Annotated in this window: 24 protein-coding genes; 19 read left to right on the top strand and 5 right to left on the bottom strand. The window is 63.0% G+C overall.

All coding sequences use genetic code 11. The annotated features are described in order from the left end of the window. The 8 genes from AACY13_RS12330 to sthA all read left to right on the top strand — a co-directional run bounded on the left by AACY13_RS12330 (position 1) and on the right by sthA (position 7,290). Positions 1 to 1,212, top strand: coding sequence for an NADH:ubiquinone reductase (Na(+)-transporting) subunit B (locus tag AACY13_RS12330; RefSeq protein WP_339461878.1), 1,212 nt, complete (start codon positions 1 to 3; stop codon positions 1,210 to 1,212). Beyond that, the gene (locus tag AACY13_RS12325) at positions 1,205 to 1,993 is read left to right on the top strand and encodes a Na(+)-translocating NADH-quinone reductase subunit C (RefSeq protein WP_339461877.1); all 789 of its coding nucleotides are present in this window, start codon (positions 1,205 to 1,207) and stop codon (positions 1,991 to 1,993) included. Before AACY13_RS12330 ends, AACY13_RS12325 begins: the two co-directional genes overlap by 8 nt. Beyond that, positions 1,990 to 2,664 (top strand): NADH:ubiquinone reductase (Na(+)-transporting) subunit D, encoded by a 675-nt coding sequence (locus AACY13_RS12320; RefSeq protein WP_339461876.1) that lies wholly within the window; start codon positions 1,990 to 1,992, stop codon positions 2,662 to 2,664. Before AACY13_RS12325 ends, AACY13_RS12320 begins: the two co-directional genes overlap by 4 nt. After that, positions 2,664 to 3,272 carry an NADH:ubiquinone reductase (Na(+)-transporting) subunit E gene (gene nqrE / locus AACY13_RS12315; protein ID WP_318949225.1) on the top strand — a complete coding sequence of 203 codons (609 nt, stop codon included), beginning with the start codon at positions 2,664 to 2,666 and terminating at the stop codon, positions 3,270 to 3,272. Before AACY13_RS12320 ends, nqrE begins: the two co-directional genes overlap by 1 nt. Before the next feature lie 15 nt (positions 3,273 to 3,287). Then, positions 3,288 to 4,514, top strand: coding sequence for an NADH:ubiquinone reductase (Na(+)-transporting) subunit F (nqrF, locus tag AACY13_RS12310; protein ID WP_339461875.1), 1,227 nt, complete (start codon positions 3,288 to 3,290; stop codon positions 4,512 to 4,514). A gap of 2 nt (positions 4,515 to 4,516) precedes the next feature. Further along, positions 4,517 to 5,542: an FAD:protein FMN transferase gene (locus AACY13_RS12305; RefSeq protein ID WP_339461874.1), complete on the top strand. Its 1,026-nt coding sequence runs from the start codon at positions 4,517 to 4,519 to the stop codon at positions 5,540 to 5,542. Beyond that, a complete protein-coding gene (gene nqrM / locus AACY13_RS12300) occupies positions 5,539 to 5,769 on the top strand; it encodes a (Na+)-NQR maturation NqrM (RefSeq protein ID WP_339461873.1) in 231 nt (76 codons plus the stop codon). Before AACY13_RS12305 ends, nqrM begins: the two co-directional genes overlap by 4 nt. 126 nt (positions 5,770 to 5,895) lie before the next feature. After that, the gene (sthA, locus tag AACY13_RS12295) at positions 5,896 to 7,290 is read left to right on the top strand and encodes a Si-specific NAD(P)(+) transhydrogenase (RefSeq protein WP_339461872.1); all 1,395 of its coding nucleotides are present in this window, start codon (positions 5,896 to 5,898) and stop codon (positions 7,288 to 7,290) included. A gap of 212 nt (positions 7,291 to 7,502) precedes the next feature. Here the strand turns inward: sthA and AACY13_RS12290 are convergent, their stop codons facing one another. Genes AACY13_RS12290 through AACY13_RS12280 form a run of 3 tightly spaced genes read right to left on the bottom strand, consistent with a single transcriptional unit; the run spans position 7,503 to position 9,114 of the window. Further along, on the bottom strand, positions 7,503 to 8,222 hold the full coding sequence (locus tag AACY13_RS12290) for a glycerophosphodiester phosphodiesterase (RefSeq protein WP_339461871.1): 720 nt from the start codon (positions 8,220 to 8,222) through the stop codon (positions 7,503 to 7,505). Continuing rightward, positions 8,219 to 8,533: a phosphodiesterase gene (locus AACY13_RS12285; RefSeq protein ID WP_445262575.1), complete on the bottom strand. Its 315-nt coding sequence runs from the start codon at positions 8,531 to 8,533 to the stop codon at positions 8,219 to 8,221. Before AACY13_RS12285 ends, AACY13_RS12290 begins: the two co-directional genes overlap by 4 nt. Further along, complete coding sequence (locus AACY13_RS12280) at positions 8,533 to 9,114, bottom strand: PilZ domain-containing protein (RefSeq protein ID WP_339461870.1); 582 nt, start codon at positions 9,112 to 9,114, stop codon at positions 8,533 to 8,535. The genes AACY13_RS12285 and AACY13_RS12280 overlap by 1 nt, the downstream gene beginning before the upstream one ends. 94 nt (positions 9,115 to 9,208) lie before the next feature. Between AACY13_RS12280 and AACY13_RS12275 the strand changes: the two genes are divergently transcribed. From AACY13_RS12275 to AACY13_RS12265, 3 genes are read left to right on the top strand one after another with little or no spacing between them, the layout of a single operon-like run. Continuing rightward, on the top strand, positions 9,209 to 10,459 hold the full coding sequence (locus tag AACY13_RS12275; RefSeq protein ID WP_339461869.1) for a lipoprotein-releasing ABC transporter permease subunit: 1,251 nt from the start codon (positions 9,209 to 9,211) through the stop codon (positions 10,457 to 10,459). A gap of 7 nt (positions 10,460 to 10,466) precedes the next feature. After that, on the top strand, positions 10,467 to 11,150 hold the full coding sequence (lolD, locus tag AACY13_RS12270; protein ID WP_339462338.1) for a lipoprotein-releasing ABC transporter ATP-binding protein LolD: 684 nt from the start codon (positions 10,467 to 10,469) through the stop codon (positions 11,148 to 11,150). Next, complete coding sequence (locus AACY13_RS12265; protein WP_339461868.1) at positions 11,150 to 12,394, top strand: lipoprotein-releasing ABC transporter permease subunit; 1,245 nt, start codon at positions 11,150 to 11,152, stop codon at positions 12,392 to 12,394. Before lolD ends, AACY13_RS12265 begins: the two co-directional genes overlap by 1 nt. Positions 12,395 to 12,445: 51 nt before the next feature. Here the strand turns inward: AACY13_RS12265 and AACY13_RS12260 are convergent, their stop codons facing one another. Next, complete coding sequence (locus AACY13_RS12260; protein ID WP_339461867.1) at positions 12,446 to 12,979, bottom strand: DUF2062 domain-containing protein; 534 nt, start codon at positions 12,977 to 12,979, stop codon at positions 12,446 to 12,448. A gap of 135 nt (positions 12,980 to 13,114) precedes the next feature. On the opposite strand from AACY13_RS12260, the gene AACY13_RS12255 reads away from it, so the two are divergent. From AACY13_RS12255 to murB, 8 genes are all read left to right on the top strand, one after another. After that, the gene (locus tag AACY13_RS12255) at positions 13,115 to 15,340 is read left to right on the top strand and encodes a DNA internalization-related competence protein ComEC/Rec2 (RefSeq protein ID WP_339461866.1); all 2,226 of its coding nucleotides are present in this window, start codon (positions 13,115 to 13,117) and stop codon (positions 15,338 to 15,340) included. A gap of 72 nt (positions 15,341 to 15,412) precedes the next feature. Continuing rightward, a complete protein-coding gene (locus tag AACY13_RS12250; protein WP_339461865.1) occupies positions 15,413 to 16,045 on the top strand; it encodes a MotA/TolQ/ExbB proton channel family protein in 633 nt (210 codons plus the stop codon). Next, a complete protein-coding gene (locus AACY13_RS12245; RefSeq protein ID WP_339461864.1) occupies positions 16,042 to 16,470 on the top strand; it encodes an ExbD/TolR family protein in 429 nt (142 codons plus the stop codon). The genes AACY13_RS12250 and AACY13_RS12245 overlap by 4 nt, the downstream gene beginning before the upstream one ends. Positions 16,471 to 16,483: 13 nt before the next feature. After that, on the top strand, positions 16,484 to 17,524 hold the full coding sequence (lpxK, locus tag AACY13_RS12240) for a tetraacyldisaccharide 4'-kinase (RefSeq protein ID WP_339461863.1): 1,041 nt from the start codon (positions 16,484 to 16,486) through the stop codon (positions 17,522 to 17,524). Positions 17,525 to 17,547: 23 nt separating this feature from the next. Then, positions 17,548 to 17,733, top strand: a complete 186-nt coding sequence (locus tag AACY13_RS12235) for a Trm112 family protein (protein ID WP_339461862.1) — start codon at positions 17,548 to 17,550, stop codon at positions 17,731 to 17,733. Next, the gene (gene kdsB, locus AACY13_RS12230; protein ID WP_339461861.1) at positions 17,734 to 18,498 is read left to right on the top strand and encodes a 3-deoxy-manno-octulosonate cytidylyltransferase; all 765 of its coding nucleotides are present in this window, start codon (positions 17,734 to 17,736) and stop codon (positions 18,496 to 18,498) included. It begins immediately after the preceding gene. After that, a complete protein-coding gene (locus AACY13_RS12225) occupies positions 18,498 to 18,962 on the top strand; it encodes a low molecular weight protein-tyrosine-phosphatase (protein WP_339461860.1) in 465 nt (154 codons plus the stop codon). Before kdsB ends, AACY13_RS12225 begins: the two co-directional genes overlap by 1 nt. Next, a complete protein-coding gene (gene murB / locus AACY13_RS12220) occupies positions 18,959 to 19,978 on the top strand; it encodes a UDP-N-acetylmuramate dehydrogenase (protein ID WP_339461859.1) in 1,020 nt (339 codons plus the stop codon). Before AACY13_RS12225 ends, murB begins: the two co-directional genes overlap by 4 nt. 99 nt (positions 19,979 to 20,077) lie before the next feature. Here murB and rne read toward each other — a convergent pair whose 3' ends face one another. After that, positions 20,078 to 23,227 (bottom strand): ribonuclease E, encoded by a 3,150-nt coding sequence (gene rne / locus AACY13_RS12215; protein WP_339461858.1) that lies wholly within the window; start codon positions 23,225 to 23,227, stop codon positions 20,078 to 20,080. Positions 23,228 to 23,597 lie beyond the last annotated feature (370 nt).

Raw genomic sequence — 23,597 nt, 5'->3', positions numbered from 1 at the left:
ATGGGTATCCGTGCATTCCTCGATAAAATCGAGCACAACTTCGAAAAAGGCGGCAAGTACGAGAAGTGGTATGCCTTGTATGAAGCCATCGACACCTTCTTCTATCGCCCCGGCAGCGTAACCAAGACCACCGCTCACGTGCGTGACGGCATCGACCTCAAGCGCATGATGATCACCGTCTGGTTGTGCACCTTCCCGGCCATGTTCTTCGGCATGTGGAACACCGGTTACCAGGCCAACCTGATCTTCGCCCAGAGCCCTGAGCTGTTGGCGGCTCAGGAAGGCTGGCACTTTGCCTTGATCAGTGCGCTGGCCGGTTTCGACCCGAACAGCCTGTGGGACAACTTTGTCCAGGGAGCCGCCTGGTTCCTGCCGGTCTATGGGGTGATCTTCATCGTCGGCGGTTTCTGGGAGGTGTTGTTCGCCTCGATCCGCAAGCATGAAGTCAACGAAGGCTTCTTCGTTACCTCCGTGCTGTTCGCCCTGATTCTGCCGCCGAGCATTCCGCTGTGGCAGGTGGCGCTGGGCATCAGCTTCGGCGTGGTGATCGGCAAGGAAGTGTTTGGCGGTACCGGCAAGAACTTCCTCAACCCGGCGCTGACCGGCCGTGCCTTCCTGTTCTTCGCCTACCCGGCGCAGATGTCCGGCGATGCGGTCTGGACCGCGGTCGACGGCTTCGCCGGTGCCACCGCGCTGAGCCTGGCCGCATCCGGCGGGATCGAAAATGTGATCGGTCAGGGCATTACCTGGATGGACGCCTTCGTCGGCACCATTCACGGTTCCCTGGGTGAAACCAGCACCCTGGCGATCCTGCTCGGCGGTGGTGTGCTGTTGATCACCAAGATCGCCTCCTGGCGCATCGTCGCCGGCGTGATGCTCGGCATGGTCGGCCTCAGCCTGCTGTTCAACGCCCTGGGCTCGACCACCAATCCGATGTTCGCCATGCCCTGGTACTGGCATCTGGTGGTTGGCGGTTTTGCCTTCGGCATGTTGTTTATGGCCACCGATCCGGTGTCGGCATCCATGACCAATACCGGCAAGTGGATTTTCGGTGCCTTGATTGGCGTGATGGTGGTGTTGATCCGCGTGGTCAACCCGGCGTTCCCGGAAGGCATGATGCTGGCGATTCTGTTCGCCAACCTGTTCGCACCGCTGATCGACCATTTCGTCGTTCAAGCCAATATCAAGCGGAGGCTGGCACGCAATGTCTAGTCAAAAAGAATCCACCGTCCGTACGCTGGTGGTGGCCCTGTTGGTGTGTCTGGTGTGCTCGGTGTTCGTTGCCGGTGCAGCGGTGGCGCTGAAGCCGACCCAGGTGGACAATCGTCTGCTGGACAAGCAACGCAGCATCCTGGCGATTGCCGGGCTGGGCGAAGCGAAGATGTCGGCGCGCGAGGTCAAAGACCTGTTCAAAAGCACCATCAGCGCCAAGCTGGTGGACCTGGAAACCGGCAAGTTCTCCGATGCTCATGATCCGGTCACCTTCGATCCGTTAAAAGCCTCGAAGGATCCGAAGCTCTCCAGCGTGCTGCCGGGCAATGAAGATATTGCCGGGATCAAGCGTCAGGAACGCTTCAGCACCGTGTATGTGGTGGAGAAGGAGGGTCAGGTCGAAACCCTGATCCTGCCGGTGCGCGGCTACGGCCTGTGGTCGACCCTGCATGGTTTTATCGCGGTCAAGGGCGACCTCAATACCGTGGTCGGCATGGGCTTCTACCAGCACGGCGAAACGCCGGGTCTGGGTGGCGAAGTCGACAATCCGAAGTGGAAAGGCCAATGGCCGGGCAAGACCCTGTTCGATGAGGACGGCAAACTGGCCGTGCAAATCGTCAAGGGTGGTGTCGATGCACAGAGCCCCAAGGCCGTGCATCAGGTTGATGGCCTGGCGGGCGCTACCCTGACCAGCAATGGGGTGGACAACCTGCTGAAGTTCTGGCTCGGCCAGAATGGCTTCGGTCCGTTTATCGCGAACCTGCGCGCAGGGGAGGCTTGATCATGACGCAGCCGACTATTAAAGAAGTTCTGCTCAATCCGATTTTCAACAACAACCCGATTGGCTTGCAGATCCTCGGGATCTGCTCCGCCCTGGCGGTGACCTCGAACCTGAAAACCGCGCTGGTGATGTCCGCCGCGCTGACTCTGGTAACCGGGTTCTCCAACCTGTTTATCTCGATGATTCGCAGCCAGATTCCGGGCTCGATCCGCATGATCGTGCAGATGGTGATCATCGCGTCCTTGGTAATCGTGGTCGATCAGGTGCTCAAGGCCTACGCCTTTAGCCTGTCCAAGCAGCTGTCGGTGTTCGTCGGACTGATCATCACCAACTGCATCGTGATGGGCCGAGCAGAAGCCTTCGCCATGCAGAATCCGCCAGTGCTGTCGTTCTTCGACGGCATCGGTAACGGTCTCGGTTACAGCGCCATGCTGATCGCCCTGGGCATCATTCGTGAGCTGTTCGGTGCCGGCAAGCTGATGGGGTACGAGATCATTCCGGTGATCAACGACGGCGGCTGGTATCAGCCCAACGGCATGCTGTTGCTACCGCCTTCGGCGTTCTTCCTGATCGGTCTGTTTATCTGGGGTATTCGCGCCTGGAAGAAAGACCAGGTGGAGAAGCCCAGCTTCAAGATGGCACCTCAGGTATCCAAAAAGGAGGCCTACTAATGGAACACTACATCAGCCTGTTCGTCCGTGCGGTGTTCGTCGAGAACATGGCCCTGGCGTTCTTCCTCGGCATGTGTACCTTTATCGCCATCTCGAAAAAGGTCGAAACCGCCATCGGTCTCGGCATCGCCGTAGTGGTGGTGCTGGGTATCACCATGCCGGTGAACAACCTGATCTACACCAATCTGCTTAAAGATGGTGCGCTGGCCTGGGCCGGCTACCCGCAGGTCGACCTGAGCTTCCTCGGCTTGCTGACCTTTATCGGTGTGATCGCGGCAATCGTACAGATCCTCGAGATGACCCTGGATAAGTACGTGCCTTCGCTGTACAACGCCCTCGGCGTGTTCCTGCCATTGATCACGGTGAACTGCGCGATCATGGGTGGCTCGCTGTTCATGGTCGAGCGTGACTACAACCTGGCAGAAAGTACCGTCTATGGCGTGGGTGCCGGTGTCTCCTGGGCCCTGGCGATTGCCGCTCTGGCGGGGATTCGCGAGAAACTCAAGTACAGCGACGTGCCAGCAGGCCTTCAGGGGCTGGGCATCACCTTTATCACCATCGGTCTGATGTCTCTGGGCTTCATGTCCTTCTCCGGCGTGCAGTTGTAAGGAAGGGATGAATAGATGATCAATTTCGAGATTTTTATCGCGATCGGCATGTTCACCGGCATCGTGCTGGCGTTGGTGCTGGTCATTATCGCGGCGCGCGCCAAGCTGGTTTCCAGCGGTGACGTGAGCATCGAGATCAACGGCGAAAAAACCATTGTGGTCCCGGCCGGCGGCAAGTTGCTGCAGACCCTGGCGGCCAACAATATCTTCCTCTCGTCGGCTTGCGGCGGCGGCGGTACCTGCGCCCAGTGCAAGTGCGTGGTCGAACATGGCGGCGGCGAAATGCTGCCGACCGAAGAGGCCGCCTTCACCCGCCGCGAAGCCAAGGCTGGCTGGCGTCTGTCCTGCCAGACTCCGGTCAAGCAGGACATGAAGATCGAAGTGCCGGAAGAAGTGTTCGGCGTGAAGAAGTGGGAGTGCACCGTCGAGTCCAACCCCAACGTGGCCACCTTTATCAAGGAGCTGACGTTGAAGTTGCCGGAAGGCGAGAACGTCGACTTCCGCGCCGGTGGCTATGTGCAGCTGGAGTGCCCACCGCACACCGTGCACTACAAGGACTTCGACATTCAGGAGGAGTACCGCGGCGACTGGGACAAGTTCAACCAGTGGAAGTACGTGTCCAAGGTCGAAGAGACCGTGATTCGTGCCTACTCCATGGCTAACTACCCGGAAGAAGTGGGCCTGGTGAAGTTCAATATCCGTATCGCCTCGCCGCCCCCAGGCAAGGACGACCTGCCGCCGGGCAAGATGAGCTCCTACGTGTTCAGTCTCAAGCCGGGCGACAAGATCGACGTCTACGGTCCGTTCGGCGAGTTCTTCGCCAAGGACACCGACGCCGAGATGGTCTTTATCGGTGGCGGTGCCGGTATGGCACCGATGCGCTCGCATATCTTCGATCAGCTCAAGCGCCTGAAGTCCAAGCGCAAGATCAGCTTCTGGTATGGCGCACGCTCCATGCGTGAAGCGTTCTACGTCGAAGAGTATGACCAACTGCAGGCCGAGAACGACAACTTCAAGTGGCATCTAGCACTGTCCGATCCGTTGCCGGAAGACAATTGGACCGGTCTCAAGGGCTTTATCCACAACGTGCTGTACGAGAACTATCTGAAGGACCACCCGGCTCCGGAGGATTGCGAGTTCTACATGTGTGGCCCGCCCATGATGAACGCGGCGGTGATCAAGATGCTGGTCGATCTGGGTGTGGAGGAGGAGAACATCCTGCTCGACGACTTCGGCGGCTAAGCATGAACTATGCGGTACTACGGCCCGTTATCGCTGCCAGCTTGCTGGCAGCCCTAACGGGCTGCTGGTTTTCGGAGCGGGTGGAGGAGTTCGCCGGCCCGACCATGGGCAGCACCTACTCGATCAAATACGTGCGCGGCAAGGATTCGCCGAGCGTTGAGCTACTCAAGCGCGAGACCGATAACATCCTGGCCGACGTTGACCAGCAGATGTCGACCTACCGCGATGATTCCGCTATCGAGCAATTCAATCAGGCTCCCGCAGGCAGCTGTCAGGCCATGCCGGCTGGGGTGCTGGAATTGGTCGCCGCCGGGCAAGTGCTCAATCAGCAGAGCCAGGGGGCCTTCGACCTGACCCTGGAGCCGCTGCTCAACCTCTGGGGCTTTGGCCCCAAGGCGCGCGCCGAGAAGGTTCCCACCCCGCAGTTGCTGGCCGCAGCGCGTGAGCGCATGGGCATGCAGCATCTGCGTATCGAGGCGGGCCAGCTGTGCAAGGCGGTCGATGTTCAGGTCGACTTCAACAGCATCGCCGCCGGTTATGCGGTGGACCGTATCGTCCAGCGTCTCAACGAACTGGGCATCGATAGTTACTTGGTGGAGGTGACCGGCGAGCTCAAGGCGGCGGGCAGAAAGCCCGATGGTGAGCACTGGCGGATCGGTCTGGAGGCTCCTCAGGACGGCCAGCGCGTCGCGCAGCGGGTGCTCGAGCTGGATGGCTATGGCATTTCCACCTCCGGCGATTACCGCAACTATTTCGAGGAGGACGGCCAGCGCTATTCCCATACCCTCGATCCGGCAACCGGGGCACCCATTACCCATAAGCTGGCCGCGGTGACCGTGGCCGATAAATCGACCTTGCGCGCCGATGGCTTGTCTACCGTATTGATGGTGATGGGCACCGAGCGCGGTCTGGCATTTGCCGAGCAGCAGGGTATCGCGGCGTTTTTCGTGACCCGTGAGGGCGAGGCATTCGTCACACAGAGTACTCAGGCTTTCGAGCAGCTATTCGCTGCAGGAGAAGAGCAATGATCTGGTTAATCGTTTTTTGCACCATGATGCTGGTGGTGTCGTTGATGGCGGTAGGGGTGATCATGGGCCGCAAACCCATCGCCGGCTCCTGCGGGGGCATCGCCAACCTGGGCATTGAAAAGGAATGCTCGATCTGCGGCGGCAGTCGCGAGAAATGTGAAGAGATCAATGGCAGTGCCGACGAGACCAGCCCCAGTGCGCTGGCCTATGACGCGACCAAACGCTAATCGTCTCGCAGCAGCCCGCAGGTTAGGCTGCTGCAGCTAAAGCATCGATTGTCAGGCTGCCCGGTGCAGTGCTGGCCCTGCCGAGAGTGCGGTACAAGTGCTCCGGTGTGATCTGAAGGAGTAAACATGGCGGTCTACAACTACGATGTGGTGGTGCTGGGTTCGGGGCCGGCGGGTGAGGGTGCGGCAATGAACGCGGCCAAGGCCGGGCGCAAGGTGGCCGTGGTCGACAGCCGTCGCGAAGTCGGCGGCAACTGCACCCACCTGGGCACCATTCCGTCCAAGGCGCTGCGCCACTCGGTGCGGCAGATCATGCAATTCAACACCAACCCGATGTTCCGCCAGATCGGCGAGCCGCGCTGGTTCTCCTTTCCCGACGTGCTGAAGAGTGCCGAGCGGGTGATCGCCAAGCAGGTGACCTCGCGTACCGGTTTCTACGCCCGCAACCGTATTGATGTGTTCTTCGGCACCGGCAGCTTTGCCGATGAGCAGACCGTCGAAGTGGTGTGCCCCAATGGCGTGGTGGAAACACTGGTGGCCAAGCAGATCGTCATCGCCACTGGGTCGCGGCCTTATCGCCCGGCCGATGTCGACTTCCAGCACCCGCGCATCTATGACAGCGACACCATTCTCAGTCTCGGCCATACCCCGCGCCGCATCATCATCTACGGTGCCGGGGTGATCGGCTCCGAGTACGCCTCGATCTTCAGCGGCCTGGGCGTGCTGGTCGATCTGATCGACAACCGTGACCAGTTGTTGAGCTTTCTCGATGCCGAGATTTCCGATGCGCTGAGCTACCATCTGCGCAATAACAACGTGCTGATTCGCCACAATGAAGAGTACGAAAGTGTCGAAGGCGTGGATAACGGTGTGGTTCTGCACCTCAAGTCCGGCAAGAAGATCAAGGCCGACGCCTTTCTCTGGTGCAATGGCCGTACCGGCAATACCGATCAGCTGGGCCTGGAGAATATCGGCATCAAGGTCAACGGCCGTGGCCAGATCGAAGTCGACCAGAGTTACCGCACCGAGGTGTCGAACATCTACGCTGCAGGCGACGTGATCGGCTGGCCGAGCCTGGCCAGTGCGGCTGCCGACCAGGGCCGTTCGGCGGCCGGCAGCATCGTCGATAACGGCAGCTGGCGCTTTGTCGATGATGTGCCGACCGGCATCTACACCATTCCGGAGATCAGTTCGATCGGCAAGAACGAGCGCGAACTGACCCAGGCGAAGATTCCCTACGAAGTGGGCAAGGCCTTCTTCAAGGGCATGGCCCGGGCACAGATTTCCCATGAGCCGGTGGGCATGCTGAAGATCCTGTTCCATCGCGAGACCCTGGAAGTGCTTGGTGTGCACTGCTTCGGCTACCAGGCTTCGGAGATCGTGCATATCGGTCAGGCGATCATGAACCAGAAGGGCGAGGCCAACAGCATCAAGTACTTCGTCAACACCACCTTCAACTACCCGACCATGGCGGAAGCCTATCGGGTGGCGGCGTTCGACGGCCTCAACCGGCTTTTTTGAGCGGCTCCGGCCGGTGGCCTGAACCGGTCGGGGAGGACCCGCTCAGCGACTCCCGTCACTGGCGCTGGCCAAATCGGGAGAGTTTCTGAACAGGCTTAACGAAAAACCGGCCCTGGTGGCCGGTTTTTTTATGCGTGCTGGGTGGGTGCTGTCGGTATATAGGGCGGGTACAACCGGCCGCCAGGTCGCAAATGACAGCCCGGCTACGGCACTTAGGCCTTGAGCGTCTGCACGGCCAGGCCCGGGAAGTCGGTGATGATGCTGTCTGCGCCGAAATCCGCCAGCCGACGCATCAGTGCCGGTTCGTTGACCGTCCACACCGAGACATGCAGGCCATTCTTCTGGGCCTTGAGCAGGCGTTCCGGAGTGCACAGGGTCCAGTTCAGGGCCAGCAGGTGGCAGTCGTAGTGCTGGGCCACCTTTAGCGGGTCGAGCCAGGCATATTCGGCCACCAGGCCGCGTTTGAGCTGCGGAGCCAGCTGCAGCAGGGCCGCGAGCACCTCCCGGGAGCTGGAAGTGACGGTGAGCTGGTCGCTTAGCCGATAGCGCTCGGCTAGCTCGGCAATGGCTTTGACAGTCTGGGCAGCGCGGGTCTTCGAGGCGCTTTTGACTTCCAGCTGCCAATGCTCGAACGGGCACTGCTGGAACAGCTCTTCCAGGCGCGGGATCGGGCAGGGGTGGACCCAGCCAGGGCCACCCTTGCGCGCGTCGTAACCGACCAGTTCGGCGGCGTCGTGCTCGATCACCTTGCCGCGGTGGCCGGTGGTACGCCTGAGGCTGGGGTCGTGAATGACCATCAGTTCGCCATCGCGCGACAGGTGCAGGTCCAGTTCGCAGTGGCTTACGCCGTACTCCAGGCATTTCTGGAAGCTGACGAGGGTGTTTTCCGGTGCTTCGCCCTTGGCCCCACGGTGCCCATAAATGACCGTCACTGCTGCTCCTTGTCGACTCGGGTTGCGCCAGGTTGGTGATGGCGCACGCTGTTGATCACATGCTGGTGTTCGAAATAGACACTGAATTCGCGGTAATCCCAGCGGGTAATCGGCGGGTTACCGACGCTGGGGTGCTCCTGGTCGGCCAGGCCGAAGCGTTCGAGTACCGAGCGCTGCGATTCGCCGAACTGGGGCAGCGCGAGCTGGTTTGCGCCCTGCTGGCCGATGGGGATTTGCAGGACCTCTGCGGTTGCGGCCAGGGGCAGCAGGCAGAGTAATAGCAGTAGACGTGGCAACATCGGAGTATTCATCAGGGCTGGTCCGGTAGTTCGCGGGCCTGGCGTCGCTCCAGTGCCTGGCGTTGCAGGATATGTCGGGCCAGCAGCTGGCGCTGGGCATCGGTCAGGGCTTCGAACTCGGTGCCGATCTCGAACTGTTGTGACGGCAGCAGACTGCAGTGCACCACCTTGGCTCTGAGCAGCAGGCCCAAGGCCTGTGGCATCAGGACCATCTTGATCGCCAGGTGGGTGTCGAGGGCGATGCTCTGCGCGTTGTTGAAACTGACGCCGCCTTCGGACAGGCTGACCTGGCGCGGTGCGCCGATATCGCGCAGCAGGCTCTGGGCCACGGCCTGGCCGAGCAGGTCGATGCGCTTGTTGATCACCTTGAGGTAGTTGGCCAGGGTGCGGTCGCGTTCGCTGATATGCCGCAGCAGGTGCTGCGACTCGAAATCCATCAGGTGCAGGTCGCTGAGCAGGTTGAACAGCGGCGAGCTGTCGTGCAGCGCTTCGCTGGCCAGGGCATCCGCGCCGGACAGCGGGGTGAATTCCAGTGCGATCGTATCGTCGATACGATAGTATTCGCGGCGATCATCTTCATCTTGAGTCGACATGGCGAACCCATGGCAGCAGTAGTGGTCTGAGTGTAAGGCCGCTGGCCAGGCCCCGCCACAAGGACGTTCCTCTTTCCCTCGAATAGCCCCCGACATGTTCAGACCTCTGTTCGTATTTATCGGTACGCGCTACACGCGCGCCAAACGCCGCAGTCACTTCGTTTCCTTTATATCCCTGACTTCGATGATCGGGCTGGCACTGGGTGTGCTGGTGATGATCCTGGTGCTCTCGGTGATGAATGGTTTCGACCATGAAATGCGCACCCGGGTGCTCGGCATGGTGCCGCACGCCACCGTCGAGAGTGCCACGCCGATCGACGACTGGCGCGGCCTGGCCGAGCAGGCGCAGGCCAATCCCCAGGTGCTGGCGGCGGCCCCCTTCAGCCAGATGCAGGGCCTGCTGACCTATGAGGGCAAGGTGCAGAAGGTGCTGATCAACGCGATTGACCCGCAGGAAGAGGTCAAGGTGTCGATTATCGATGACTTCTTCCAACAGGGCCGGCTGGCGGACCTGCGCCCTGGCGAATTCGGCATGGTGATCGGCGACAAGGCCGCGGCCAAGCTGGGCGTGGGCCTGGGTGACAAGATCACCTTTGTCGCGCCGGAAGTAACCGTCACCCCCGCCGGGATGTTTCCGCGGCTCAAGCGCTTTACCGTGGTCGGCCTGTTCCATGTCGGTGCCGGCGAGATCGACGGCCACCTGGCCCTGACCCATGTGCAGGACCTGGCCCGCCTGCAGCGTTGGCAGGCCGATCAGGTGCAGGGCATCCGCCTGAAATTCGCCGACCTGTTCGAGGCCCCGCGCACGGCCTGGGCGCTGGCGCAGACCCTCGGCGAGGGCGATTACCATGCCCGCGACTGGACCCGCACCCATGGCAACCTGTATCAGGCGATCCGCATGGAAAAGGCCATGATCGGCCTGCTGCTGCTGCTGATCGTGGCGGTGGCGGCCTTCAATATCATCTCCACCCTGGTGATGGTGGTCACCGACAAGAAGGGCGATATCGCCATTCTGCGCACCCTTGGCGCGACGCCGGGGCAGATCATGGCGATCTTTATGGTCCAGGGTACGGTGATCGGGGTGTTCGGTACCGCCATAGGCGCTGTCCTGGGCATCTTCGCCGCGCTCAATGTGAGCGCCGCCATCGCCGCCCTGGAGTCGCTGCTGGGCATGCAGTTTCTCAATGCCGATGTCTACTTTATCGACTATATCCCCTCGCAACTGATGCTCCAGGATGTGCTGCTGGTGTGTGCCGCGGCTCTGCTCCTGAGTTTTCTCGCCACCCTTTATCCAGCCTGGCGCGCGGCCCGTACTCAGCCCGCGGAGGCGCTACGTTATGAGTGATCGGCTTATGCAAGACAAGGCAGTTTTGAGTTGTCGCAACCTCGGTAAGAGTTATGTCGAAGGCCCGCAGTCGGTGGTGGTGCTGGAAGATCTGCAGCTCGAACTGCATCCCGGCGAGCGTCTGGCCATCGTCGGCAGTTCCGGTTCGGGCAAGAGCACCCTGCTCAATATGCTCGGCGGCCTGGATACGCCGAGTACCGGCAGTGTCTGGCTGGCGGGCGAAGAGCTGTCGGCGCTGAACGAGAAGGAACGGGGCCTGCTGCGCAACCGCGCCCTGGGCTTCGTCTATCAGTTCCATCACCTGCTGCCGGAATTCACCGCCCTGGAAAACGTCTGCATGCCGCTGCTGATCGGCCGCACGCCGATCCCCGAGGCCCGTCAGCGGGCCACCGCGCTGCTCGAGCGGGTCGGCCTGGGCCATCGCCTGGCGCACAAACCGTCCGAGTTGTCCGGCGGCGAGCGCCAGCGCGTGGCGATTGCCCGGGCGCTGGTGAACAAGCCGGGGCTGGTGCTGCTCGATGAGCCCACCGGCAACCTCGACCACCACACCGCCCAGAGTATCCAGGAGCTGATCAAGGAGCTGAGCGGCTCTTCGCAGACGGCGTTCCTGGTGGTGACCCACGACATGGAGCTGGCCCGGCAGATGGATCGCATCCTGCGTCTGGAAGACGGCAAGCTGGTGGCCGCCTGATGTTCCGTCCGCTGAGTATCTTTATCGGCATCCGCTATACCGGGGCCAAGCGGCGCAACCACTTTATTTCCTTTATCTCGATGACTTCGATGATCGGTCTGGCCCTGGGTGTGCTGGCCATGATCGTGGTGCTGTCGGTGATGAATGGCTTCCAGAAGGAAATGAGCACGCGCATCCTCGGCATGGTGCCGCACGCCAGTATCGCCGGGGTGCAGCCGCTGGATGACTGGCAGCAGGTCGCTGCGGCAGCGAAGAACAATCCACAGGTGGTCGCGGCGGTGCCCTTTGCCGAACTGGAAGGCATGTTGTCCTTCCGCGGGGCTATGCAGCCGATCCAGTTGCAGGGCGTCGACCCGGCGCTGGAGCCCCAGGTGTCGATCATCGATACGCATATGCAGCAAGGCCGCCTGAGCGATCTGCGCGAGGGCGAGTTCGGCGTGGTGATCGGCGAGATCACCGCGCGGCGCTTCCGCTTGCAGGTGGGCGACAAGCTGGCGCTGATCGTGCCGGAGCTGAGCAGCGTACCGGGCGGTATCAGCCCGCGCATGCAGCGCCTGAACGTGGTCGGGGTGTTCAAGGTCGGTGCCGAGCTGGACAGCTCCCTGGCCCTGATCCATGTCGCCGATGCCGCGCATATCCAGCGCATGCAGCCGGGCCAGGTGCAGAGCGTGCGCCTGAAGCTGCAGGACCTGTATCAGGCCCCGCAGGTGGCGGCGAGCATTGCTGCCGGTTTGGGTGCGGACTACAAGGCCAGCGACTGGACCCTGACCCAGGGCAGCCTGTTCAGTGCGATGAAGATGGAAAAGACCATGATCGGTCTGCTGTTGCTGCTGATCGTGGCGGTGGCGGCCTTCAATATCATCGCCACGCTGATCATGGTGGTGGCGGACAAGGGCGGTGATATCGCCATTCTGCGTACCCTGGGGGCCACGCCCGGGCAGATCATGGGGGTCTTTATGGTCCAGGGCACGGTGATCGGCGTCACCGGCACGCTGATCGGTGCGCTGCTGGGCGTTCTCGCCGCCTTGAATGTCAGTCAGCTGGTGAGCTGGATCGAGGGCCTGAGCGGTCAGCAGATCATGAGTTCGGATGTCTACTTCATCAGCAACCTGCCGTCGCAGTTGCTGTTCTCCGATGTGCTGCTGATCTGCGGCGCGGCATTCGCCCTGAGCTTTCTGGCGACCCTTTACCCCTCCTGGCGGGCGGCGCGGATACAACCGGCCGATGCGCTGCGCTACGAGTAGGCTAAGCTGCCTGAAACGAAAAAGCCGTTACTCAGTAACGGCTTTTTCGTTTCAGTTCTGCGTGTCGCGCAGGCGGCGTTTTTCCTGGCGCTTGCGCCAGCTGCGCCTGACCCACCAGTGCCAGTAGGCGTTGGTGGCGAAGTAGGCGATCACCGCCAGCACAATGCCCAGCACCAGGGAACCCAGATAGAGCGGTTGCCAGTGGGTCTGCAGCATATGCCCGATCCAGCCCAGGCTCATGTGTTCGGGCATCTGCATGGCCGGCGTGCTGGTCAGCCAGGCACCGACTTTATAGTTGCAATAGAACACCGCAGGCATGGTCACCGGGTTGGTCAGCCAGACCAGGCCCACCGAGATCGGCATATTGGCCCGGGCGGGGATGGCCACCACGGCGGCCACCAGCATCTGCATGGGCATGGGGATCATGGCCCAGAACAGGCCGATGGCCATGGCTCGGGAAACAGAGTGACGGTTGAGGTGCCAGAGGTTGGGGTCGTGAATCAAGGCCCCGAGAAAGCGCAAGGACTTGCTGCCCTTGATGCGTTCTGGGTTGGGCATGTAGCGCTTGAATAAACGACGCGGCATGAAGGCTCTCGGACGAGGAAAAAGCGCCGATATTATGCACAGTTTAATGGCGGCCTGCTTTCACACTTTGTGACAGCAAATATGCAAAAGCTGAGCGCGGGGTCAGTGCCCGGTATCGGCTGATGGAGCGAGTCTATGCGCATAGGGATATTGGCGCTGGCGGCGGGATTGCTTGCGTTGCGCTTTCTGCCGGCGTTGCCGCCGTTCTGGCTGCTGTGTCTGTTGCCGGTGCTGGGCGTGCTGCTGTTGCCCTCGCGCGCTTACCCCCTGGGTTTCTTTCTGTTCGGCTTGAGCTGGGCCTGCATCTCGGCGCAGTGGGCGCTGGATGACCGTCTGGCCGTCGAGCTCGATGGTCGCACCCTGTGGCTGCAGGGGCAGGTGGTGGGCTTGCCCGAGCGGGGCGCGGGGGTGGTGCGCTTTCAGCTGCAGGGCGCGCACTCACGGCGGGCCGAGCTGCCCGCCCGCATGCGTCTGGCCTGGTATGGCGGGCCGGCGCTGCAGGCGGGACAAACCTGGCGGCTGGCGGTGCGCCTCAAGCGCCCCCATGGCCTGGTCAATCCGCAGGCCTTCGATTACGAGGCCTGGTTGCTGGCGCAGCGCCTGGGCGCTACCGGCACGGTGAAAAGTGGCGAGCTGCTGCGCGCCGCCAATGGTCTGGCGGGCTGGCGCGACAGCCTGCGCCAGCGCCTGCTGGCCACCCCGGCGCAAGGCCGTGAGGGGGCGCTGGCGGCCTTGGTGCTGGGGGACGGTTCGGGCTTGTCGACGGCCGACTGGCAGGTGCTGCAGAGCACCGGTACCGTGCACCTGATGGTGATTTCCGGACAGCATATCGGCCTGCTGGCGGGCTTGCTGTATGGTTTGGTGGCCGGTCTGGCGCGGCTGGGCTGGTGGCCGCGGAGCCTGCCATGGCTACCCTGGGCCTGTGCTCTGGCCTTTGCCGGTGCCCTGGGCTATGGGCTGCTGGCGGGGTTCGAGGTGCCGGTGCGGCGCGCCTGCGTGATGGTCGGTCTGGTGCTGCTCTGGCGCTGGCGCTTTCGCCACCTTGGCGTCTGGCTGCCGCTGTTGCTGGCATTGGTCGCGGTTCTGCTGCTGGAACCCCTGGCCAGCCTGCAGCCCGGTTTCTGGCTGTCGTTTGGCGCGGTGTTGCTGTTGATTCTGATCTTCAGTGGCCGGCTCGGTGCATGGCCCTGGTGGCGGAGCCTGGGGCGAGCGCAGTGGGCCATGGCCATCGGCTTGTTGCCCTTGTTATTGGCGCTGGGGTTGCCGGTGAGCGTCAGCGGGCCGCTGGCCAATCTGATTGCGGTGCCCGTGGTGGGTATGCTGGTGGTGCCGCTGGCCCTGTTCGGCAGTCTGTTGCTGCCACTGCCCTGGTTGGGCGGCGGCGTGCTCTGGTTGGCCGGGGCCACGCTCGATTTGCTGTTTATGTTACTCGGGCAGATGGCCACCTGGTTGCCGGCCTGGTTGCCCGGCACATTGCCCCTGTGGGCCTGGCTGCTGGTACTGCTGGGGGCCTGGCTGTTACTGCTGCCGGCTGGCCTTCCCGGGCGCAGCCTGGGCGCGGTGCTGCTGTTGCCGCTGCTGTTCAGCCCGCAGCCGCGCCCGGATTACGCCCAGGCCGAGGTGTGGATGCTGGATGTGGGGCAGGGCCTGGCGGTGCTGGTGCGCACCCGGGAGCACACGCTGCTCTACGACGCCGGGCCGCGCTTCGGCGATTTCGACACCGGCGAGCGGGTGGTCTTACCATCCATGCGGGCCCTGGGGGTGCGCGGGCTTGACCTGCTGCTGCTCAGCCATGGCGACAATGATCATGCCGGTGGTGCGCCGGCGATTCAGCGCGGGATGCCGGTCCAGCGGCTCGTCAGTGGCGAGCCTGGACGCCTGCCCGGACGGCTACAGGCCGAGGCCTGCGTCAGCGGACAGCGCTGGGAATGGGATGGTGTGCAGTTCAGTCTCTGGCGGTGGGCCGCGGCCGGCGACGGCAACCAGGCATCCTGCGTATTGCGGATCGAGGCCGCTGGCGAGCGTCTGCTCTTGACCGGCGATATCGACAGCCGCGCCGAACGGGCGCTGCTGGCCAGCGATATGGCGCTACGCGCCGAGTGGCTGCTGGCTCCCCATCACGGCAGTCGCGGTTCCTCATCGCAGGCGTTGCTGGCGCAGGTTGCGCCTCGCGCGGCGCTGATTTCCCGCGGCCAGCACAATGCCTTTGGTCACCCCCATGCCGAGGTGCTGGCGCGTTATCGGGCGGTTTCCGCGCGCCTGTACGACAGTGTCGAGCAGGGCGCTGTACGGATTCGCCTGGGGGCTTTCGCGCCGGCTGAGGGTTTGCGCCATCGCGCACGTTTCTGGCGGGAAAAATGAGAACCGCAGCGGTCGGCGCGGCAGCGACCCTATGCTAGAGTGCTGCCACTTTTGTGAAGGGGATCTGCCACCGTGTGGGAACTGGTCAAAGCTGGCGGCTGGATGATGCTGCCGATCATTCTGTGTTCTATCGCAGCGGCCGGCATTATTGCCGAGCGCCTGTGGACCTTGCGACCCAGTCGCATCACCCCGCCCAGCCTGCTCGGGCAGGTCTGGCGCTGGATCAAGGACAAGAAACTTAACAACCAGAGGCTCAAGGAACTGCGCGCCAATTCGCCCCTGGGGCAGATTCTGGCGGCGGGGCTGGCCAACTCCAAGCATGGTCGCGAGATCATGAAGGAGTGCATCGAGGAAGCCGCGGCGCGGGTGATCCATGATCTGGAGCGCTACCTCAATGCCTTGGGTACCATTGCCGGCATCGCGCCGCTGCTGGGCCTGCTCGGCACCGTACTGGGCATGATCGAGATCTTCAGCTCCTTTATGGGCTCGGGCATGGCCAACGCGCCGCTGCTCGCCGCCGGTATTTCCAAGGCCCTGATCACCACGGCGGCAGGTCTGATGGTGGCTATTCCGGCGCTGTTCTTCCACCGCTACCTGCAGCGTCGGGTCGACGAGCTGGTGGTCGGGATGGAGCAGGAAGCGATCAAGCTGGTGGAAGTGGTGCAGGGTGACCGTGACGTCGATCTGGGTGAGGGCAAGGCGTGAAGTTCCGGCGCAAACCGCGGGAAAACGTCGAAATCAACCTGGCCTCGTTGATTGACGTGGTGTTTATCCTGCTGCTGTTCTTCGTGGTCACCACCACCTTTACCCGCGAGACCCAGCTCAAGGTCGATCTGCCGGAGGCCGCCAGTGGCACGCCGCCGGAACAGACCGAGCTGAAACAGCTGGAGGTGCTGATCGCGGCCGACGGCAGTTATTCGCTGAACGCCAAGGCCTTGCTGAAAAGTGACCTGGACAGCCTGATGGCGGCGCTGCGCAAAGAGTCGGCAGGCGACAACAGCCTGCCGCTGATTATCAGCGCCGATGCCCAGACCCCGCATCAGGCCGTGATCACCGCCATGGACGCCGCAGGCAAGCTGGGCTTTGCCCATCTGCGCATCACCACGGTCGAGGCTCAGGCCGCGCCTTGAGGGTTACCCGTTTATGAGCCTGGCCGAGCGTCTGACAGCTGCCTGGTATGCCGGTCATCCGGCGCTGGCGCTGTTGCGGCCGCTGGAATGGCTCTACCGCACGGTAGTAGAGCGCAAGCGCGCGCGCTTTCTGGCGGGTGAGGGGGCTATCTACCGGGCACCGGTGCCGGTGCTGGTGGTGGGTAATATCACCGTCGGTGGCACCGGCAAGACCCCGCTGATTCTCTGGTTGGTCGAGCATTGCCGTAGTCGTGGCCTGCGTGTGGGGGTGGTCAGTCGCGGCTATGGCGCGCAGCCGCCCAGCCTGCCCTGGCGGGTCGGGGCGGACGACCCGGCCGGCGTCGCCGGCGATGAGCCGCTGCTGATCGTGCAGCGCAGTGGCGTGCCGCTGATGATCGACCCGGATCGCGCTCGCGCCGTGGCGGCCCTGTTGCTCGCCGAGCCGCTGGACCTGATCCTCAGCGATGATGGTCTGCAGCACTATCGTCTGGCCCGTGATCTGGAGCTGGTACTGATCGATGCGGCGCGCGGTCTGGGCAATCGCCGCTGCCTGCCGGCCGGCCCCCTGCGCGAGCCGCTGGAGCGCCTGCACAGCGTCGATGCGCTGCTGTACAACGGCGCAAGCGAAGAGCCCCAGGGTGGCTACGCTTTCAATCTGCAGCCCCGCGCCCTGATCAATCTGCGCAGCGGCGAAGTCCGCCCCCTCGATCATTTCCCTCCGGGTCAGAGCCTGCACGCGGTGGCCGGTATCGGCAACCCGCAGCGTTTCTTCAACACCCTCGAAGGGCTACACTGGCGGCCTGTCAGGCATGCCTTCGCCGATCATGCGCCGTACAGCGCCGAGGTGCTGGATTTCAGCCCAGCGCTGCCGCTGGTGATGACGGAAAAGGATGCGGTCAAGTGCCGGGCCTTTGCCGCGCCCGACTGGTGGTACCTGGCGGTCGATGGCCAGCCTTCGCCCGCATTTGTCGACTGGCTCGATGGGCAGTTGCAGGGTTTGCTGCCGCATCGCTGGCACTGCGCCGATCCCGCGAGCCCGTCTCGCCCCGTGTAGCCGCTCTACCTCAAGGATTTCCCATGGACCCGAAACTACTCGATATCCTCGCCTGCCCGCTGTGCAAGGGCCCGCTGAAACTTGCCGCGGACAAGAGCGAGTTGATCTGCAAGGCCGATGCCCTGGCTTTTCCCGTGCGTGACGGGATTCCAGTGATGCTGGAGAGCGAAGCCCGCGCCCTGACCGTCGACGAGCGCCTGGACAAGTAAATGAATACAGCCTTTACCGTTGTGATCCCGGCGCGCTTTGCTTCCAGTCGCCTGCCGGGCAAGCCGTTGCAGGATATTGCCGGCAAACCGATGATCCAGCATGTCTGGGAGCAAGCCTGCAAGAGCAGTGCACGGCAGGTGGTGGTGGCCACCGACGATGCGCGCATCGTCGAGGTTTGTCGCGGTTTCGGTGCCGAAGTCGTGCTGACCGATGCCGCGCATAATTCCGGAACCGACCGTCTGGCCGAAGTGGCCACGGCCCTGGGGCTGGCCGGCGATGCCATAGTGGTCAACGTGCAGGGCGACGAGCCGCTGATTCCGCCGGCCATCATCGATCAGGTGGCGGCCAACCTGGCGGCCAACCCGCAAGCGGCGATCGCCACCCTGGCCGAACCGATCGAGGATGTGGCGGCGCTGTTCAACCCCAATGTGGTCAAGGTCGCCTGCGACCTGCAGGGCCTGGCCCTGACCTTCAGCCGTGCGCCGCTGCCCTGGGCGCGGGACGCCTTCGCCCAACGTCGTGACGAGTTGCCGGCAGGCGTGCCGTACCGCCGCCATATTGGCATCTACGCCTACCGCGCGCAGTTTCTCCATGACTTCGTCGCCTGGGGCCCGTGCTGGCTGGAGGACACCGAGTGCCTGGAGCAGCTGCGCGCGCTTTGGCATGGTGTGCGGATCCATGTCGCCGATGCCCTTGAGGCACCGCCGGCTGGGGTCGACACCCAGGAAGACCTCGAGCGCGTTCGTCGCCTGCTGGGGGCCTGATGCGCGTCCTGTTCGTCTGTCTGGGCAATATCTGCCGCTCGCCCACGGCGGAAGGCATCTTGCGCCACAAGCTGCGTGAAGCCGGGCTGGAAGGACGTATCGAAGTCGACTCTGCCGGTACCGGCGACTGGCATGTGGGCAAGGCCCCGGATAGCCGCACCCGTCAGGCTGCGCAACAGCGTGGCTATGACCTCTCCGCCTTGCGCGCACGGCAGGTGGCGGCGGCGGATTTCCACCGCTTCGACCTGATCCTGGCCATGGACAGCAGCAACCTCGCTCACCTCGAGGGTGTGCGGCCGGCTACGCAGGCGGCGGAGCTGGATCTGCTGTTGCGCCGTTACCAGTTGGCCCTGGATGAGGTGCCCGATCCCTATTACGGCGGCGAGGAGGGCTTCGAGCAGGTGCTGGACCTGCTCGAACAGGCCTGCGATGCCTTGCTGGTCGAGCTTCGGGGGCGGCTATGACGCTGCGGGTGCACAGGCAGATTTCGCTGAAACCCTGCAACAGCTTTGCTGTCGAGGCATCTGCCAGCCATTTTGTCGAGGCGTGCAGCGATCGGCAGGTGGTCGAGGCCCTGGCTTACGCCCAGGCGCAGCAACTGCCGGTGTTGTTGCTCGGCGGTGGCAGCAACCTGCTGCTGACTGGTGATGTCGATGCCCTGGTGCTGCGCATGGCCAGTCGCGGCATTCGCGTGCTGAACGATAATGGTCAGCAGGTGCTGGTCGAGGCCGAAGCCGGCGAGCCCTGGCACCCCTTTGTGCAATGGACGTTGGCCCAGGGTTTTGCCGGGCTGGAGAACCTCAGCCTGATTCCCGGCACCGTGGGCGCGGCCCCGGTGCAGAATATCGGTGCTTACGGGGTCGAGCTGAAAGATCTGTTTGCCGGGTTGACGGCGCTTGACCGGTTGAGCGGCGAGCTGCGCGAGTTTTCCCTGCAGGACTGCGCCTTTGCCTACCGCGACAGCCTGTTCAAGCGTGAAAGCGGGCGTTGGGTGATTCTGCGCGTGCGCTTCGCCTTGAGTCGCGCCGCTGCGCTGCATCTGGATTACGGCCCGGTGCGCCAGCGCCTGGCGGAGCAGGGCATCGATGCGCCGACGGCGCTGGATGTGAGTCGGGCGATCTGCGCGATCCGCAGCGAGAAGTTGCCGGATCCGGCCGTGCTGGGCAATGCTGGCAGCTTTTTCAAGAATCCGCTGGTGTCCACCGAACTGGCGCAGCGCTTGTGCACCGAGCATGCCGGCCTGGTGGCTTATCCCCAGACCGATGGCCAGGTCAAGCTGGCTGCCGGTTGGCTGATCGAGCAGGCCGGCTGGAAGGGGTTCCGCGAGGGAGATGCCGGGGTGCATTGCCTACAGGCACTGGTGCTGGTCAATTACGGCAAGGCCACGGGTGCACAATTGCTGGCGCTGGCTCGGCGTATTCAGGCGGATATCGCCCAGCGTTTCGCCGTCGAACTGGAGATCGAGCCGAACGTGCTTTGATAGATGGCTGGTGTTGGCGGTGCTGGCGGGACAGTTGATTCGCCATAACGCAAAAGGGGATGCTCGAAAGCATCCCCTTTTTTATTGCGCCGAATGGCCTCAGATCTGCGGTTTGACCGCTTTCTTGTCCTGCTGCTCTTCGGTGTCATCTTCAGCTACAGCGTCTGCCGGGGACTCCGGGGCTTGCTCGGCAAGCGGCTCGGCAGGTGCTTCGACGGCCGCTTCAGGCTGCGGCTCAACCGCTTCGTTGCTGGCAGGCTGCTCGACCGCGGGCTCTGCGGCTTCTGGAGCCGTAGCTGCAGCTGCGGCCGCTTCGCGGGCGAGACGTTCGGCTTCGCGCTGACGACGACGCACTTCGCGTGGATCGTTGGGCGCTCGGCCGCTGCTGCTGACGGCCACGCTCGGTGCTTCTTCGGCGGCCGGGGCTGCTGCAGGCGTGTCGGCTTCTGCTTCGGCTTCCACGCTGTTCGCCGGTGCGGCGGCTGCTTCAGCCTGTTCCACGTTCAGTGGAGCCGTTTCCTCTGCGGCAGCGGGTGCTGCGACAGTGGGCTCGACTTCGCTGCTCGCGGCAGGTGCCTGCGCCTCGACGATCGGGCTGTCGACAGCTTCGGCTGCTACTTCAGCCACTTCAGCCACTTCAGCAGTCACTTCAGCTGCTTTAGCCTCTTCAGCGACTTCGCTAACCTGCGAAGCTTCTGTTGCGGTTTCGGCTGCTGCGGCTTCTGCGACGACCTGGGTGGTTTCGCTTGGCTGCTCGTTGGCTGCGCTCTGGCTGGTTTCTGCGCTGCTAGTCGCGGCATCGGCAACTGCGGCCGTGACTGCTGCGGTTACCAGTGTCGGAGTGCCAGCTTCTTCGCTGCTTTCTTCGCCGGCTTCTTCGCTGCCTTCGATCAGGTTGCCGTTGGCATCACGCTGACGCTCGCGACGATTGCTGCGACGACGCTGGCCACGGGAGCGGCGACGTGGACGATCGCCACCTTCGCTGCCTTCCTGCTCATCGTCCTGCTGGGCTTCTTCCGTGTTGAGTACTTCTTCGTCGGCGGCAGCTGCAGCCTGCTCGGCACGCGGCTGGCGCTCTTCACGCGGCGGACGTGGCTGGCGCGGTTCGCGTTGTGGGCGTTCGGCACGGGCTTCTTCGCTCACGGTTGGGCTGTCGCCTTGGGCGGCATCCAGCGGCTCACGCAATTCGCGCGGCTGGCGCTCTTCACGTGGCTTGCGCTCGCGGGGCTGGCGCTCTTCGCGCGGCGGACGGGACTGACGCACTTCCTGTGGCTCGCGAACCTCGACGGCCTCACGCGGGCTGCGTTCTTCACGCGGTGCACGCTCTTCGCGCGGCGCGCGCTCTTCACGGGCTACACGTGGCTGACGCTCTTCGCGCGGGGCGCGGTCCTCACGGGGGGCGCGCTCTTCACGCGGCTTGCGCTCTTCGTCGCGACGGCCACCGCGGCTGCGGTTCTGCTGACGGCCATTACGGCGCTCGTCGCTGCGCTGCGGGCGCTCGCTGGTTTTCTTCTCGATAACGACCGGCTTTTCTTCTTCCTTGCTGGCAAACAGGCTGACCAGCGACTTGACCAGGCCCTTGAACAGGCTGGGTTCGGCGGCTGCAGGAGCTGGCTGAGCGGCAACGGCTTCAGTCGGGGTCGGTGTTGGTGCGGTACGCTGCGGCGCGGTCTTGATCGCGGCTTCCTGGCGAACCAGGGTACGGGTGGCGGCGGCCTGCTTTTCTTCTTCCACTTCAACCACAGCCATTTCATAGCTGGACTGGGTGGACTGGGCTTCCGGGCTGTCGTCACGGATACGCTGCACTTCGAAGTGCGGGGTTTCCAGGTGGTCGTTCGGCACGATGACGATACGCGCACGGGTGCGCAGTTCGATCTTGGTGATCGAGTTGCGCTTCTCGTTGAGCAGGAAGGCGGCAACCGGGATCGGCACCTGGGCGCGGACTTCGGCGGTGCGGTCCTTCAGGGCTTCTTCTTCGATCAGGCGCAGAATCGCCAGGGACAGCGACTCGACGTCGCGGATGATGCCTTGACCGTTGCAGCGCGGGCAGACGATGCCGCTGGTTTCACCCAGGGACGGGCGCAGGCGCTGACGGGACATTTCCAGCAGGCCGAAGCGCGAGATGCGACCGACCTGGACGCGGGCGCGGTCGGCTTCCAGGCTTTCGCGGACTTTCTCTTCCACGGCGCGCTGGTTCTTGGCCGGGGTCATGTCGATAAAGTCGATGACGATCAGGCCGCCGATATCGCGCAGGCGCAGTTGGCGGGCGATTTCTTCGGCCGCTTCCAGGTTGGTCTGCAGGGCGGTTTCTTCGATGTCGCTGCCTTTGGTGGCGCGCGCCGAGTTGATGTCGATGGACACCAGGGCTTCGGTCGGGTCGATGACGATGGAGCCGCCGGATGGCAGTTTCACTTCGCGCTGGAAGGCGGTTTCGATTTGGCTTTCGATCTGGAAGCGGTTGAACAGTGGCACGCTGTCTTCATACAGCTTGATCTTGCTGGCGTACTGCGGCATCACCTGATTGATAAAGCTCAGGGCTTCCTGCTGCGCTTCGACGCTGTCGACCAGCACTTCGCCGATGTCCTGGCGCAGGTAGTCGCGGATGGCGCGGATGATCACGTTGCTTTCCTGGTAAATCAGGAAGGGAGCGGCGCGGTCGAGGGAGGCTTCCTTGATGGCGGTCCAGAGTTGCAGCAGGTAATCGAGGTCCCACTGCATTTCTTCGCTGGAGCGGCCGAGACCGGCGGTGCGCACGATCAGACCCATATCGCTCGGGGCGACCAGGCCGTTCAGTGCTTCGCGCAGTTCGTTACGCTCTTCGCCTTCGATGCGGCGCGAGATGCCGCCGGCGCGCGGGTTGTTCGGCATCAGCACCAGATAACGACCGGCCAGGCTGATAAAGGTGGTCAGGGCTGCGCCCTTGTTGCCACGCTCTTCTTTCTCGACCTGGACGATGACTTCCTGGCCTTCCCTGAGCACGTCCTTGATATTGACGCGGCCTTCGGGAGCCTTGCTGAAGTATTCGCGGGAGATTTCTTTGAGCGGGAGGAAGCCGTGGCGTTCCGAGCCGAAATCGACGAAAGCGGCTTCGAGGCTGGGTTCTACGCGGGTGATCTTACCTTTGTAGATGTTGGATTTTTTCTGCTCACGGGCACCGGACTCGATGTCCAGGTCGTAGAGTTTCTGCCCATCTACCAGGGCGACACGCAACTCTTCGGGTTGAGTTGCGTTAATCAGCATTCTTTTCATGTAGTACCGTCGGTTTCCGGTGCTGGCGGAAGCGGCGTTCGGCACACACGACTTCAGGGTCGGTGTCAGGCGCGTCTAGAACGGTCGTAAAGCGTTCCATTGTCGAGCGGCAGTCAGCCAGTTGGGCTGGGCCGCGACGGACGTCTCCTGCTCGCTGTTGTGACAGAAAGCACTAAGTCAGGAGGAGGAATCAGCTGTCGGTAGCGGACGAGATAAAGCGTCTTGGTAAAGCAATTGCTACGCGGACCGACAGTTGTGCATCTCCACCCTACACGTATCGCTGAAAATCGGGTGCCGCTCGCGAAAATCCGCAGCGGGTTAACTAATATCGCGGCCGTCCAAAGGGGAAGGTCGCGCATCATGGCTTGAA

The organism is Pseudomonas sp. EA_105y_Pfl2_R69, assembly GCF_963970915.1.
In the GTDB taxonomy this organism is placed as follows: Bacteria; Pseudomonadota; Gammaproteobacteria; order Pseudomonadales; family Pseudomonadaceae; genus Aquipseudomonas.
Note: the sequence above shows the minus strand (reverse complement) of the source record. Positions and strands in the feature narration are given on the sequence as shown.